1 protein-coding gene is annotated in these 471 nt (G+C 57.5%); it reads left to right on the top strand.

The window, feature by feature from the left end; genetic code table 11:
• Positions 1-230: 230 nt before the first annotated feature.
• On the top strand, positions 231-471 hold a 241-nt coding region (locus AB4Y42_RS44180), incomplete at its 3' end, for an SDR family NAD(P)-dependent oxidoreductase (RefSeq protein ID WP_368697888.1).

The raw sequence follows: 471 nt of genomic DNA, 5'->3' as shown, positions 1-471 counted from the left end.
GCAAACTGGCCGGCGAGCGGACGCTTGTCGGCCAGGCAGCGTCGTTCGCCTAAAACAACAATCGGAGATTCAGGCGACGTTGTCGCCCGGTAAGCAGTCGTTGCATCGTTGTGTCTGTTGGCGAGCGTAAATTTGACCCGGTGGGTCAATTCTGCGCGCCCGTTAACACCCCGGAACTCCCGAGGCGATTCAATCGCAAATTTGCACGTCGCCACGCATGCGTTTTATGAATGCTCGCCAACGAAAAATGTCGTGCAGGCTCCCTGCACCGTACCGAATCCTGCTCGGCTACCCTCATTCCCGGTTCGTATCTCAAACTTAAAAAGGAGACAACAATGTTCGACCTTTCAGGAAAGGTGGCGGTCATTACGGGTGGAGCGAGCGGCATTGGGCTCGGCATCGCTCGCGGCATGGTTGCGGCTGGTGCGCGTGTTGTGCTGATTGGTCGCGATCGATGGAAGGGCCGTGCTG

It is taken from the genome of Paraburkholderia sp. EG286B (assembly GCF_040965655.1).
GTDB lineage: Bacteria > Pseudomonadota > Gammaproteobacteria > Burkholderiales > Burkholderiaceae > Paraburkholderia.
The sequence above is the reverse complement of the archived record's forward strand: the minus strand, read 5'-3'. Positions and strand labels throughout refer to the sequence as shown.